This window comes from Aeromonas sp. 95A (assembly GCF_051919235.1).
Classification (GTDB): Bacteria; Pseudomonadota; Gammaproteobacteria; order Enterobacterales; family Aeromonadaceae; genus Aeromonas; species Aeromonas veronii.
This window is the reverse complement of the sequence record NZ_JBQBFC010000001.1, coordinates 869,572-884,066: the sequence shown is the minus strand read 5'-3', so window position 1 is coordinate 884,066 and position 14,495 is coordinate 869,572. Positions and strand designations below refer to the sequence as shown.

Here is a 14,495-nt window from a genome sequence, read left to right as displayed (position 1 = left end):
AGTCACCACGCTCCCCTGTGGCCGTCGTAAAGAGATCAAAAAATCCCTGCATACCCGAGACAAGCTGACGGCCCGTGCAGCTGTTGCGAAGCGGCTTGCCTGCGTGGGTTCCAGACCCAAGCCCATTCAGTTGCCTGCAGAGGTCAATGTTGCCCCACATGAGCAATCAGTAGCCCGGAATCCGCGGTTTTATTGCTTGGTGACACGCAGGGTGGCGTTGTATTTGAGCCGGCCATGGGAAATATGTCTGTTTATCTCGCTCAGTAGCGTCTCTTTATTGATGGGCTTGGTGATATACCCGTTCATGCCATGGGAGAGATAGTATTGCTTGGATTCCGGCATCGCATCAGCCGTCAGGGCGATGATGGGGATATCTGCCCAAGGCATCTGGGAGGTGCGGATCCGGGTGGTGGCCACCAGGCCATCCATCACTGGCATCTGGACATCCATCAACACCAGATCAAATTCGGTGTGACCCAGTTTCTCCAGCGCCTCTTCTCCCTGAACGGCCAATGTGACCTGATGGCCCACGGAGTCGAGCATGGCGCCGATCACCTTGCGGTTGGTGGCATTGTCATCAACCAGCAAGATGCGATAGCTCTCCTGATCCAGCGGCTTGGACGGCAGGCAAACAATCGAGGGGGTCGTGGCTCTGGCGGGCCAGATGTAGGTAAAAGTACTGCCATGTCCCTCGCTGCTCTCTACCGAGATATCGCCGCCCATCAGGCGTGCGAGGTTACGGGATATTTCAAGTCCCAGGCCCGATCCGCCATATTGGCGGGTGATCGAGACATCCGCCTGGGCGAAACGTTGAAACAGGTTCTTTAACTGACTTTTGCTCATGCCGATCCCGGTGTCCTGGATCGAGATGCGTATCGAGTGGCGATCCTGCTCCAACAGGGTGCTATCAACGTGGATCTTTACTTCCCCCTGATGGGTGAACTTGATGGCATTGCTCACCAGATTGAAGAGGATCTGGCGCACCCTCAGCGGGTCGATCATCAACCACTCCGGCGTATCGGGGGCAACAGTCAGGGTCAGTTTGATCCCTTTCGCATCGCAGTTGCTTTGCATCAGGGCCCGGATATCCTCCAGCAGCTGGGGCAAGTGATGGGGGGCCAGTTGCAGCTCGATCTTGCCCTCTTCCAGCTTGGATACATCCAGAATGTCGTTGAGCAGACCGAGCAGATGGTTTGCCGATTCCCGCGCCGTCTCCAGATAGTCTCGCTCCCTCGGATCCATATCCCGGTCGGCCAGCAGGGAAAGCATGCCGAGAATGCCATTCATGGGTGTGCGAATTTCATGGCTCATGTTGGCCAAAAAGCTGCTTTTGGCTCTTGTGCCTGCCTCTGCCGCCTGATTTGCCCGCAGCAGTTTGTCATTGAGCTGCTGCATCAGTTTGTGTTGCAGAAACGAGATATTCATTTGCCGCCAGATCAGCAGGGCGAGCACAAAGAGCAGCGCAAATTGCAGGGTCGCGATGAGAGTCGTCGTGATGATCTGCTCCCTCACGCTGTCGCGGCGTGCCACATCAAACAGGGTCGCCTGCTGGTTCACCTCCAGAGTCAGCTGATGGAGCAGGGGAAGCAGGGAGGCGAGCTGTTGGCGCAGCTCCTGATGGGCAAGATTGTCCAGCGGCTTGGTGGCTTCCGGGCCGAGCCAGATATCCGCCAGAGAGATGTAGGAGCGAATGGCTTTGCTTGCCTGCTGGTAGATCTCTGTTTGCTGAAGCAGGCTGCGATCCTTGCTCTCCAACACAAGATCCATGCGGCTGACCAGAATATCGTATCTGAGTTGGAAGGTCGGTTGCGACTCATGGAGCAGCGAGCTTTGAAAACGCAGCGCTTCGTTATAGAGCTGGAAATAGTTCCACATCACGTTGTCTTCGCCCTGGCTGGTACTGCGCTGCAGATCCTGAAATTGCCGGTACTGGATGGTACCAATACCGGCAAAGGCAAGGAGCAGCACGCAGAGCACCACAAACAAGAAACGTTGACTGGCCGCCATGGAACGCATGATGGGATTTACTCCACTTTTATCGCGCTGATCTGCCAGATAGCCCGACCGTAATAGAGCTTGTTTTGCAGTTCGGGATATTGATCGAACGGATAGACAAGGAACAGCGGCCCTTTGTCACGCACCGACAGTGGCTTGCCATTGATCGTGCGGGCGAGGATGACCCGATACTGCTCGGCATCGCTTGTCGGCACCTGTACCGAGTAGTCATTGAGCGCGGTAATGGTGAGCTGTTTGCCGGTTGCCCCGACCTTGGCCAACACATCTTGCAGCAGCGGGCCGCGAAAGGTCTTGGCTTCGTCATACCAAGGGGTATGGGTTTTGATTTCGTGTACCGGCAGTTGATCCAGCATGGCGCTGTCCCACAGGGCCAGAGCCTGATGAGTGGGGCTGCTGATGGCGCCTTCAACCTTCAACACGGCGCTGTCAGGGGAGGGGGCTGCGTATGCGGTGCCGCAAAGGGCTGCCAACAGTGGTGCGATGTAAAGGCCTGCTTTCATGATCTCTCCTTCCTGGAAAATGGCGGCATGGGGGCCGAGCCAAAGGTGGCTTGTGAGGTGTGTCCAAAGGCAAGCAATAATCGGGCCCAGTCTAATGGGCTTGAATTATCAGCCATTTAGCCTGTTATCGGACGATCTCGGCGAAGGTGAATTGCAGTTTGCAACGTGCGGGGGAGGTTAATTGCAATTTGGCAATCAAAACGAGGAGTGGGTGTCGGTGAATAAGGCGCAAAGAGTATCATTTGGAGAACAAGTGCCGTGGCACTGCCCGGCATAACATTTGCAGCGTGCTGAATGCCGTGACAGCAAATAGTCTGAGAATCGACAAGGAGCTAGCGATGGAAAGCATGACTTACACCCTTAATGATATCCAGGTAGTGGTACTGGAAAACGAGTTTGACGCGATGGCCGTCAGTGAGCTCCGCCCGTTGTTTGAAACCCTCTCGACCCACCCGGGAGATATCCTGGCCGATATCAGCGATGTTCATTTTATCGACTCATCGGGGATCGGAGCCTTGGTATTTCTCTATAAAAGATTGATTATGAACGGGCATCAGATGGCCCTTGTCTGTGGACCCGGTCAACCCCATGACCTGCTGGAGATGCTGCATATCGACCGGGTGATCCCCTGCCATGAGAGCATCAAGGCCTATATGCGCTCCCGTGGCATGATGGCCGCGGCATCATGAAACGGGTTGGTATCCTGCTCTCATCCATTCTGCTGTCGGGTTGTGCGCAGTGGCCGCCGCAGGGGTATGGCGGCATGGCAGAGGCAAGACCCACCCGTATTCCGGTCAATGAGGATGAACGGCGGGTCTGGTCTCGTTATGATGAGCGTCAGAAGGAACTCGACTTGCAGCTGACGGAATTAAAGCAAGCGAGTCTGCAGGGGTGTATGCCTGCCGAGTTGAAACGACTACAATCTCAACGTATTGATATCGAACGGGATATGCACGGACGGCTCTGGTCGGATGTAGCCTGGCGTCAGACCGTGTTGGCACAATCACTACAACAAGTACGTTTGCGGCTGCAACAGACAACAGCGGATGGCTGTCGTGCTGATTGGTCAGGGCTCCCCTTACGCCAATGGGGGCAGACGTAACAGACGAAAAGGATGTCTATGAAACGGGGCGCTCTCGAAGGATTGATCTGTGTTCTCTTGCTGTTGTTCACCTGCCCGTTACTGGCCTCCACCTTGTTGGCTCCCGGTGATCGGTTGGCCATAGTGCAACCCGGTGAGCCTGCTTTTGATCAGCCTTTCCAGATCAACAAGCAGGGGGAGATTGCACTGCCTGAAGTCGGCAACCTAGTTGTGGGGGGGAAGACCCTGCAACAGGCGGATGAACTGATCCGCACCGCCCTCAAACCTGTTTACAACAACCTCTCTCAATTGACCGTCACCTTGCTGGAGAAGCGGCTGCTGATCAGCGTGATGGGCTATGTCAAAAAACCAGGCAGTTATGATCTGGCACCCGATGGTAACGTGCAGATGGCCCTCGATGCCGCTGGCGGTCTGGTGCCCGGTGCCCAGCTCAACAACATGCAGGTGCGGCGCGGCAGCACGGTCTCTAGCTTCGACTACAAGCGTTATCTCGATACCGGCGATGCCAGCGTGTTGCCGCCATTGCAATCCCTTGATGTGGTGTTCGTGCCAGCATCCCCTTTGATCGGCAACGTGCAGATTGATTTTGATGCGGCAACCCTGGCGGCAGGCGGGGATGGCGATACCGGCAAGGCGATCAAGGTGTTTGGCGAGGTCAACAGCCCCGGCGCCTTCAGTTTCAAGAGTGGCAACTCCATCGTGGATCTGCTGATGCGAGCCGGTGGGGTGACCCGTTTTGCCGGGGTGGAGCGGATCCGGGTGATCAATGGTGATGCCCCCGAGCTGTTCGATCTCAAAGCCTATCTCGACTCCGGCAACAACAAGTTGCTGCCCAATCTGGCGCCGGGCGCCACCATCTTCGTGCCCAAGGATGAAGAGCAGATAAAACGGGGGGCTCGCACCATCTACATCATGGGCGAGGTGTTCAAACCCGGCGCCTATGAGGGGCGGGAAGGGGACTCCTTCCTCGATATTCTGGCCAATGCCGGCGGCCCGACCCGCTATGCCGAGAGTCGCCAGATCCGTTTGCTGCGCACCGATGGTACGATCGAACCCATCGACTTGCAGGCCTATACCGAAGGGATGCAAAAGGCGTTGCCCCAAGTCAAACCCGGTGACGCCATCTTTGTGCCGGAAAAGACCGATATCAACGAGAAGTCCTGGTTGAAAGTGGCCCCCGGGCGGGCGGTGATGGTGATGGGGGCGGTGCGGATCCCGGGCCGCTATGAATGGTCTGACGAGATGTCGTTGCTGGATCTGATCGCCCACGCCGGTGGCCCCAACGAGCGGGCCGATATCGCCAAGGTGCAGATCCTGACCGCCGAAGGGGGGCAGGCCACGCCAACCCTGTTTGATCTCGACAAGTTCCTTCATCAGGGCGGGGCGCTGGCCAGCCTGCCGAAGATCCGGGCCGGATTCACCATCATGATCCCCGAGCTGCCCACCGATCCCAGTGACAACAAGTCCCAGTGGGTGCGCCAGTCACCGGACAGTTCCATCTATATCTTCGGTCAGGTCGGGGCCCCCGGTCGCTATGCCTTCAATGAGCAGATGGGCTTTATCGACATCCTGTCGGCCGCCGATGGCCCGACTGCGGCGGCGGATCTGCGCAATGTGCGCATCGCCCATCGCAGTGGCAGCACTGCGCGGGTCAGCAAGCTCGACCTTGCTCTCTACTTTGAAACCGGCGATGAAACCTTGCTGCCCAAGGTGCTGCCCGGCGACTCCATCTACCTGCCGGAGAAGAATCGCCCCTGGCTCGATGAGCCGAAGGAGAACACCATTCGGGTGCTGGGGGCGATCGCCCGCCCCGGTCGCTACCGTTTTGACTCCTCCATGACCCTGCTGGATCTGCTGGCCGAGGCGGGGGGCCCGACCAGCAGCGCCTATATCAAGAAGATTGTGGTGATCAACATGGCCACCAGTGGTCAGGGGGATCAGGCCCGCAGCTTCGATCTCGACGGCTTTGCCAAAGAGCCCGACTTTAGCCAGTTGCCGGTGCTGCGTGCCGGGGACACCGTCTTTATCCCTGACAGCAAGAGCAGCAACTGGGCCATTTTCATGGATGGCATGCGCGATATTTTGACCACGATCTCGGTGGTGGCCCTGGTCGGGACGCTTTGATATGAGCATCCCCATTCAATATCTGGAGCTCGAATCCCTCTACGCGGCGACGGTCGCCCGGGGGATCCGCTCGCTGGCGGTCACCTCGTCGGAAGGGGGAGAGGGGGTGAGCTCCATCTGCGATGCGCTGGCAAGGCGCTCGGAGGCGGATGGGCTACGTACCCTGCTGGTGGATCTCAACCTCTATCATCCCGGCCGCGCCACGGCGGTTGCCTGGGGGCCCAATGATGTGCCCGAGCCGGTGGCCACTGGCCGTTCCTTATCCTTGCTCCCGGCGCCGGGCAAGGATCTGATGGCTTTTCGCAACAAGGATACCTTGCGCCAATTGCTGGTTCGCTGGCTGGAGCATTACGATGTAGTGATCTTCGATACCTCGCCACTCACCGCCCTCAATCGGGGCAATATTCCGGCCGATCAGGTGTGTGGGGCCTGTGAAGGGGCGCTGCTGGTGGTGCTGGCGGGAGTGACGCCGACGACCGTGGTACAAAGTGCGGTGGATAAACTGACTCGTGCCGAGGCCAATCTGATTGGCGCAGTCTATAACGACAAGCTCAACCCGGGGCTGGCCAGCGAGATCCTGCGCGAACTCAACCGGCTGCCCAGCAACCGGGTGACCGAATGGCTCAAGCGCTGGTGTCGGCGCAGTGCCTTGCTCAATTTCCGGATCTGATCGCCCGCTGATGGAGGCCCGATATGGATGACTGGTTGCGATCTGCTCCGGCAACCCTGCAGTCGGTGCGCGAACTGCGCAACCGGCTGGCGCAGGGACTCTCCCTGTTTCAGGTCTCCCCAAAGGATCAAGCCAACTGGCTGCTCTGTTTCAGTGAGCTGGCCACCAATAGCGTCAAGCACACAGCTCCTCCCGCGACCCGGCTCTGGCTCACGCTGAAAGAGGATGAAACGGGTTTGAGTCTGATACTGGAGGATGATGGCGGCCCGCAACCCGGTCTTGCCAGCGCGCCGTTACCCGATGAGCTGCAGGAGGGGGGATACGGGCTGGCGCTGGTGCACCAGCTGTTTGCCGAGGTGCACTTCTCTCGCGACGGTGATCGCAATCGCGTGACCCTTCGCCAGCAGGGCCCGGTCAACCAACTGCCGGTGATCGCGGTGATCGACGATGACAAGGTGATGCGTGCCCTGCTCACCGCCTATCTCCATGAGCACTACCGGGTTGAAAGTTATGCCGACTCCCATGCCGCCCTGCTGGCGCTTGGAAAGCAGCCCCCCGCGCTGGTACTCTCCGATATCGAGATGGAGGGGATCGATGGCTTTGGGCTGCGCCAGCAGTTGATGAAGGATCCCAAGATGAAGGGGGTGCCCTTTATCTTCCTGACCGGTCATCAGGATCAGTGGACCCAGAGTCGGGCGGGGGCGCTGGGGATCGATGACTTTCTGGTCAAACCCATCACCAAGCAGGACCTGTTGCTGGCGGTTTCGCGGGTGCTGCAACGCTCGCAGCAGCTCAAGTCGCAATGGGGCGAGCAGCTGGATCAGCGCATGACCTCGGCGCTGCGCCCGTTATTGCCTGCCACCTCCATAGGGGGATACCAGCTGGCGTTGCAAACCCGCGCGGCCGCCGTGGGGGGCGGGGACTTTCTGCTGGTCAAGGATCGGGTGCTGTGGCTTGGGGATGTGATGGGCCACGATGCGGAAGCCAAGTTCTTTGCCCATGCCTATGCCGGTTATCTGCGCGGTTTGCTGACGGCGCACGATCTGGAGCGCGCCCCCGCCCGTTTGCTGACCATCTTGTCCAATGCGGTTCACAGTGATCCGCTCCTTGGGGCTACCCTGCTCACCACCCTCTGTATTGAGCTCGGCAACGAGGGGCGGGTGCAGTGGGCCAGCGCGGGCCACCCTGCGCCCTGGCTGGTTGGGCCCGGCACCATCCGTCAGGTCGGCGTGACCGGCCCCTTGCCCGGTTTGCGCCCGGATCCCCACTTCGTGACCAATGAGCGTCAGCTCAAGCCCGGCGAAATCCTGCTGTTCTGGACCGACGGCCTGCTCGATAGCCGTGATGCCGCAGAGCGCCAGCGCTGGGAGTTGCAGCTAAAAGAGATCTGCCTGACTTCGGGGCCCGGTCTTGAGCAACTGGCTCATCGCATTGCCCGCTGGTTTGATGAGCGCATCAATGATGCCGCCCTCGATGACATGACCCTCCTGCTGGTCGCCTGTCCCGGCGCCTGATCCAGCCCCTCTTTGCCTGACTGGCCCGCTCTATGCAGCGCCTTATTTCAGGTGGCATGGAGCCACGGGAGGAGGTGCCTATGTTACCCATGCAACAGATCTGGCTGGCCATCGATGCGCGTCAGGTCGGTGGAATAGAAGTTCACATTATCCACTTGGCCAACGATCTGCTGGCCAGGGGATTTCGCCCCACCATAGTGCTGGTGAGCAACCATGGCATGACCCCCTTTACGACCCTGCTCAAACAACAGGGCTTGCCCTACGAGGTGTGCCAAAACAGCCGTGATTTTATGCGCCGTCTGGCTCGCCAGCCTGCCTCTGTGCTGATCCATACCCACGGCTACAAGGCCGGGGTGCTGGGGCGGCTGACGGCCTGGTTCACCGGTAAATCGGTGGTATCGACCTTTCACAGCGGAGATGACGGGGAGGGGTTGCTGAAGTTTTACAGCTGGCTGGATCGCACCACAGCGCGTTTTGCGAAGTGTATTGCAGTGAGCGAGCCCATCGCTCGCAAATTGCCTGTGCCAAGCACGGTGATCAGCAACTTTGTGCCCATGCCTGCGACGCCGGCTGCGGTAACTGGCAACCGGATTGCCTTTGTCGGCCGCCTCTCGCCGGAAAAGGGGCCGGAGGCGTTCTGCCAGCTGGCCGCCTTCTGCCCGGATGGGGCGTTTCATCTCTACGGGGATGGCCCCATGAAAAGTGCCTTGTTGCAGCAGTATGGTGATCGCGTCCAGCTTCATGGTTTCCAGAACATGGCCAATGAGTGGCACAACATCGACCTGCTCTGCATCACTTCCCGCTTTGAAGGGTTGCCGCTGGTGGCCCTGGAGGCGATGGCTCACGGCATACCGGTTTGTACCTTTGCAGTGGGGGGCCTGGTCAATCTGATCGACCACAAATCCAATGGCTGGCTGGTAGAGCCCGGCCATGTGCGGGATATGGCGGAGCTGGTCAACTACTGGCTGCGCAGCGATGGGGTGGTGCGCAGCAAAATGAGTCAGGCGGCCCGCAACACCATAGCCCGAGGGTATAGTGTCAACAACAGGGTGACCGATATTCTGGCCGTCTACGGCGCCTGAATCCCCAAGGGGAAACCCGCCAAAAACGAGTGGCCGCTGGCCATAATGCCGATCAGTTAAGGATCCATTGACCGATCCTTCTGATGTGTGAAAATCCGAAACCTGTTGATTAGTTTCGGATTTTTTATGCGCATCGCTCACGCTCTCGACTTCCTCCACGCCAGCAATGCCGCTCAGTTTGAGTCACTCTCAGACCTCATTGCTCCCGAGCTCATCACAACGCTGCTCGCCGAAGAGGATGTCGTGACCCTGCGTCGCCGTCGTATGCCCATGGAGCGTCTGGTCTGGGCCATCATCGGCATGGCTATCTTCCGCCACGTCCCCATGACCCAGCTGGTCAATCAGCTTGATATCCTCTTGCCCGGCGACCGCCCCTTTGTCGCCCCCAGCGCCTTTTTGCAAGCTCGCCAAAAGCTTGGCCACAAGAGCATTGAGCGGCTGTTTCACGACACCGCCGCAGGCTGGCACCAGCAGGCCAATCACCCCGGTTGGGCCGGGCTGCAACTGCTCGCCGTCGATGGCGTGATGTCGCGCACGCCTGATACCCCGGACAATGCTGCCGAGTTTGCCAAGCCCGGTACCCAGCATGGGGAGACCACCTATCCGCAGGTGCGCATGCTTTGTCAAATGGAGCTGACCAGTCACCTGCTTGTTCAGGCGGTCATGGAGAGTTGCGCCGTCAACGAGATGGTGCTGGCCGAGCGGCTGGTCGCGCGCACGCCGGACCACTCGCTGACCCTGTTCGACAAGGGGTTTTACTCCCTCGGTTTGCTCCATGCCTGGCAGACCACTGGCAGCGAGCGGCACTGGCTGCTGCCGCTCAAAAAGGGCACGCAATACGAGGTGGTGCGCAAGCTGGGGCGTCAGGATGCACTGGTCTTGCTGAAAACCAGCCCACAGGCGAGGAAGAAGTGGCCGCACCTGCCGGATACAGTGGAAGCCCGCTTACTTACCCGCACCATCAACGGCAAAGAGCGGCAAGTGCTGACCTCAATGGTCGACCCGACGCGTTTCCCGGGCGCCGACATCGTTGAGCTCTACAGCCACCGCAGGGAAATCGAGTTGGGCTATCGGGAGATGAGGCACAGCCTGCAACAACACCGGCTGACCCTGCGCAGCAAGAAGGCGGCGGGGATACGGCAAGAGCTGTGGGGCGTGCTGCTGGCGTATAACCTGCTGCGCAGCCAGATGGTGAAGATGGCGGGGCAGTTTGTATTACCGGAGCGAAGGGAGCGGAGTTACCCCCGCAGTGTGAAGGCAAGACCACAAAAGTATGCAGTGCAAAAAACCAATAAAAACAATGCCAGTGTAGTGATGTGATGGACGCCCCCTCCCTGCGCGGTCAGTTTCATACTTAGGCTGACAGCGTTCAACTTGGGGGATCACCACATGAACACGATCAAAGTAGTTGGAATCGATATTGCTAAGTCTGTTTTTCAGGTGTGTGTATGGATGGCTGATGGTTCTGTTGCCTGGAATCGTAAAATATCTCGCCAGAAACTGCTCCACACGTTGCGCCAGTTTCCACCGCAAACACTGATTGCTATGGAAGCTTGCTCAACATCTCATTTCTGGGGACGAGCACTGATATCGATGGGCTATGACGTAAAGCTCATTCCCACACAGCATGTCAAAGCCTTTGCAAGACACCAGAAGAATGATGCCAACGATGCATTAGCTATTTGTGAAACAGCTTGCCGACCAGGGATCCACTTCGTCTCAGTTAAAACTACAGAACAACAAGATATCAAGGCGTTACGTAGTGCTCGCCAGCTCATAGTTGAGCAGCGAACCGCTCTGGCTAACCAACTACGGGCATTACTTGCCGAGTACGGAGTCATTATTCCAGCCGGGTTACAACGCCTGCAACGACAACTGCCAGAAGTGCTTGAAGACGGAGACAATACGATAACCTTCACGCTTCGCCGACTACTGAGCCTGTTACGAGAAGATATGCAGATGCTCACTGAACGGATTGATGTCTTGGATAAGGAACTAGCTGAACTGTCCAGCCAGCAGGTTGCCTATCACCACTTATTGACCATTCCTGGTGTCGGGCCACTGATTGCCGCTGCGGTGGTCAGTGAGGTTGATGCCACCCAGTTTTCCAGCGGCCGTGAGCTTTCTGCTTGGTGTGGCTTAGTCCCTCGACAGCACAGTTCAGGTGGAAAACAACGGCTTTCATCCATGACCAAGAACGGTAATCGTAACTTGAGGACCTTGATCATCCATGGCGCTCGAGCGGTGATGCGTTGTGTGCAAAAACGGGATGACAGTTTAGGGAGATGGGTTAAGGCAATTGAATTGCGGCGTGGCTTCTTGAAAGCCACTGTCGCCCTGGCAAATAAGTTAACTCGGATCATCTGGCGTGTACTAACTGACTCGGTTGATTTCAGTATGAACAGAGCTTTTGCAGGAAGTTAATTTGATATTTGCTTAGAAAATCTACGTTACTGAGTTTGCAGGCACTGATGAAGAAACGGGTACCGTCCTTGTAACAGCCTGAATTAGACCTGGGTATGCATATACCGGTGTAGTGATAAGGAAGCAAGGCTCGGATGACATCATGGCGAGGGAGTTAATCCCATCATAACGCCGGATATATGGTCGCAAACCGTATCAGTTCAGTTCTTGCACAACCCGGGGGCGTCCATATATGGTCTAATCATCCCGGACACCATTTTAGGTGGTAGAGTCGCCACCGTGACCTGAGGTGTTCAATGGCAGGATTACGTCGCTCATTTACTGCCGCATTCAAACTCGAAGCCGCATCCCTGGTGCTCGACCAGGGATATTCTGTCCCCGAAGCAAGTCGTTCACTGGATGTCGGTGAAACAGTGCTCCGTCGCTGGGTTCAGCAACTGCAATCCGAACGCAGTGGCACAACCCCAACTAGTAAAGCGCTGACACCAGAACAGCAGAAAATCCAGGAGCTGGAAGCCCGCATCAACCGGCTCGAACGTGAAAAGGACATTCTAAAAAAGGCTACGGCTCTCTTGATGACGGACGAGTTCACACGTACGCGCTGATAGACCGATTAAGGGAGCAAGCCCCCATCACCTTGGTCTGCTGCGCCTTCGATGTTCCTACCTCCTGTTTTTACGACTATCTGGCTCGCAGGCGGGCGATTAACCGTGAGCGCATGCAACAGCGCTCTGAGTTGCGCCGTTTGTTCAAAGAGAGCAGGGATTCGGCTGGCAGCCGTGCCTTGATGTCGATGATGCGGGAGTTGGGGCATCAGATTGGCCGATTCAAAGTACGTAACCTGATGAAGGAAGCCGGGCTGGTATCCAAGCAACCGGGCGCTCATCGTTATCAGGTCGCCCAGTCTGAGCGACCGGATATCCCCAATCTGCTGGCCCGCGAATTTGATGTCCAGCAACCCAACTAGGTGTGGTGTGGCGATATCACCTACGTCTGGGCAGGTGGACGCTGGCATTACCTGGCAGCGGTGCTTGACCTGCACACCCGGCGGGTCGTGGGCTGGGCGATGTCTGATAAACCTGATGCAGAATTGGCAATCAAAGCACTGGAGATGGCCTATCAGCAGCGGGGTTGCCCATCCGGTGTGCTATTTCACTCTGACCAGGGCAGCCAATATGGCAGTAGGGCATTTCGGCAACGACTGTGGCGCTATCGCATGACCCAGAGCATGAGTCGGCGTGGAAACTGCTGGGATAATGCCCCGATGGAACGGTTGTTCAGAAGTCTGAAGTCAGAGTGGCTGCCGGCAACGGGATACATGAGCGTGCGGGAGGCAAAGCGGGATATCAGTTATTACCTGATGGATTACTATAACTGGCGGCGTCCACATCAATACAATGACGGGATACCGCCAGCAAAAGCCGAGGTTCGGCCTAACCAAGTGTCCGGATTTAGTTGACCACTACAATGCAGCCGTTCTACTGCGCAGAGTCTTTGATAACTTCCTCGACCCGCACCTGCAGGCTCCCTTGTGCCAGGGTGGTGATGAGCTGATCGCCATTGTTGACCTGATCGGCGCGGCTGATCACCTCGCCACGCGCGGTGCGGGTGATGGAGTAGCCGCGCCCCAGGGTGGCGAGCGGGCTCACCCCGTCGAGGCGGGCGGTGAGCATGGCGAGGCGGTGACTCGCAAGGTCTTGCCGTTTGGCAATCAGGGTATAGAGCCGCTCCTCGGCCAGCTGATGGCGGCGCTTGCCAGATGCCAAGAGGCGCTCCGGACTCTTGCCTTGCAGGCGCAGTTCAAGGTTGGTGAGGCGCCGCTCACCCTGATGCAGCCGCTGGCGCAATAGCTGTTGCAAACGGGTGGAGAGTTCGTCGAGGCGCAGGGATTGTTGTTCCAGCCGCCGCTTCGGATCCTGATGGTCGAGCCGCTTTTGCAGCAGGATGAAATCGTGGCGGGCGGCGGTCTGCTGGCGACTCATCGCCTGCAGCAGTCGCTGCTTGAGGTGGGCGAGGCGCTGGATGCGGGCCTGATTGTCTGGCGCCACCAGCTCGGCGGCAGCCGACGGGGTAGGGGCGCGCAAGTCGGCGGCAAAGTCGCTGATGGTGACATCCACCTCGTGGCCCACTGCGCTCACCACCGGTATGGCGGAGTGGGCAATGGCGCGCGCCACCGCCTCTTCGTTGAAGCACCAGAGATCTTCGAGCGAGCCGCCGCCGCGCCCAACGATAAGCACATCCACCTCGGCACGCTGGTTCGCTTTGGCGATCGCCGCGATGATCTGGCTGATGGCGGCGCTCCCCTGTACCTGAGTCGGGTAGATAAAGACCGGCAGATCCGGCGCGCGCCGTTTAAGCACCGTCAGCATATCGTGCAGGGCGGCGCCGGTGGCGGAGGTGATAAGGCCCACCGCCCGCGGTTCACGGGGCAGCGGCCGCTTGCGGCTTTCGTCAAACAGCCCCTCGGCGCCGAGGCGGCGCTTGAGCTCTTCAAAACGCAGAGCCAATACGCCATCGCCCGCCGGCTGCATCGACTCGATGATCAGCTGGTAGTCGCCGCGCGGCTCATAGAGGGAGACCCGCGCCTGCACCAGCACCTGCATGCCATCCTGCGGGCGGAAGGCCACCCGCCGGTTGTTGCCCTTGAACATGGCGCAGCGTACCTGCGCCGACATGTCCTTGAGGGAGAAGTACCAGTGACCGGAGCTTGGCATCGCCAGATTGGAGAGCTCGCCGGTCAGCCACACCAGCCCCAGATCCTGCTCCAGGATCATGCGCACGGCGCTGTTGAGGCGGGTGACGGTAAAGACCTGCTGCTCGCGGCCGCTCGCCGCACTGGATGGGGTAAATCGGTTCAAAGGCGTACCTGTGGTCTGCTCCGGCGGGGCCGGGATAAAACGGTGGCCGCTATCTTAACCCGAAACAGGGGGAGGGCGTTAAGCAGGAGGCGCCAGCAGCAGAAAAGCAAGATTGGAAACGCTGCCGTTTATTCGGGCAGGCAGTATGGCTCCCGACAAAGCCCTCGCGCTTGCCCGCATCTGGCCGCGTTGCGGCTTGCCTAGA

The 14,495-nt window shown here is 58.4% G+C and carries 11 protein-coding genes and 1 pseudogene; 9 read left to right on the top strand and 3 right to left on the bottom strand.

Annotated elements, in window-relative coordinates:
- Positions 1-189: 189 nt before the first annotated feature.
- Complete coding sequence (locus tag ACTG2U_RS03900; protein WP_139731413.1) at positions 190-2,016, bottom strand: ATP-binding protein; 1,827 nt, start codon at positions 2,014-2,016, stop codon at positions 190-192.
- An 8-nt stretch (positions 2,017-2,024) separates the two neighbouring features.
- The gene (locus tag ACTG2U_RS03895) at positions 2,025-2,516 is read right to left on the bottom strand and encodes a molybdopterin-dependent oxidoreductase (RefSeq protein ID WP_005351410.1); all 492 of its coding nucleotides are present in this window, start codon (positions 2,514-2,516) and stop codon (positions 2,025-2,027) included.
- 338 nt (positions 2,517-2,854) lie between these two features.
- Here ACTG2U_RS03895 and ACTG2U_RS03890 point away from each other — a divergent pair, with 338 nt between their 5' ends.
- The 9 genes and pseudogenes from ACTG2U_RS03890 (at position 2,855) to ACTG2U_RS03850 (ending at position 12,891) form a co-directional block, all read left to right on the top strand.
- The gene (locus ACTG2U_RS03890; RefSeq protein ID WP_005333409.1) at positions 2,855-3,205 is read left to right on the top strand and encodes an STAS domain-containing protein; all 351 of its coding nucleotides are present in this window, start codon (positions 2,855-2,857) and stop codon (positions 3,203-3,205) included.
- Entirely contained in the window at positions 3,202-3,618 is a 417-nt protein-coding gene (locus tag ACTG2U_RS03885; protein ID WP_157160907.1) for a hypothetical protein, read from the top strand. The genes ACTG2U_RS03890 and ACTG2U_RS03885 overlap by 4 nt, the downstream gene beginning before the upstream one ends.
- An 18-nt stretch (positions 3,619-3,636) precedes the next feature.
- Entirely contained in the window at positions 3,637-5,742 is a 2,106-nt protein-coding gene (locus ACTG2U_RS03880; protein ID WP_005351417.1) for an SLBB domain-containing protein, read from the top strand.
- A gap of 1 nt (position 5,743) precedes the next feature.
- Positions 5,744-6,412, top strand: coding sequence for a tyrosine-protein kinase family protein (locus ACTG2U_RS03875; RefSeq protein ID WP_005360129.1), 669 nt, complete (start codon positions 5,744-5,746; stop codon positions 6,410-6,412).
- 23 nt (positions 6,413-6,435) lie between these two features.
- Positions 6,436-7,926: a SpoIIE family protein phosphatase gene (locus tag ACTG2U_RS03870; protein WP_439974066.1), complete on the top strand. Its 1,491-nt coding sequence runs from the start codon at positions 6,436-6,438 to the stop codon at positions 7,924-7,926.
- Positions 7,927-8,006: 80 nt separating this feature from the next.
- Positions 8,007-9,008, top strand: coding sequence for a glycosyltransferase family 4 protein (locus ACTG2U_RS03865; RefSeq protein ID WP_421316793.1), 1,002 nt, complete (start codon positions 8,007-8,009; stop codon positions 9,006-9,008).
- Between the two features lie 126 nt (positions 9,009-9,134).
- Complete coding sequence (locus ACTG2U_RS03860) at positions 9,135-10,328, top strand: IS4 family transposase (RefSeq protein ID WP_439974065.1); 1,194 nt, start codon at positions 9,135-9,137, stop codon at positions 10,326-10,328.
- A gap of 69 nt (positions 10,329-10,397) precedes the next feature.
- Positions 10,398-11,432: an IS110 family transposase gene (locus tag ACTG2U_RS03855; RefSeq protein ID WP_201035198.1), complete on the top strand. Its 1,035-nt coding sequence runs from the start codon at positions 10,398-10,400 to the stop codon at positions 11,430-11,432.
- Between the two features lie 296 nt (positions 11,433-11,728).
- Positions 11,729-12,891, top strand: a pseudogene (locus ACTG2U_RS03850) (IS3 family transposase).
- 19 nt (positions 12,892-12,910) lie between these two features.
- Here the strand turns inward: ACTG2U_RS03850 and xseA are convergent.
- Positions 12,911-14,290, bottom strand: a complete 1,380-nt coding sequence (xseA, locus tag ACTG2U_RS03845) for an exodeoxyribonuclease VII large subunit (RefSeq protein ID WP_439974064.1) — start codon at positions 14,288-14,290, stop codon at positions 12,911-12,913.
- Positions 14,291-14,495 lie beyond the last annotated feature (205 nt).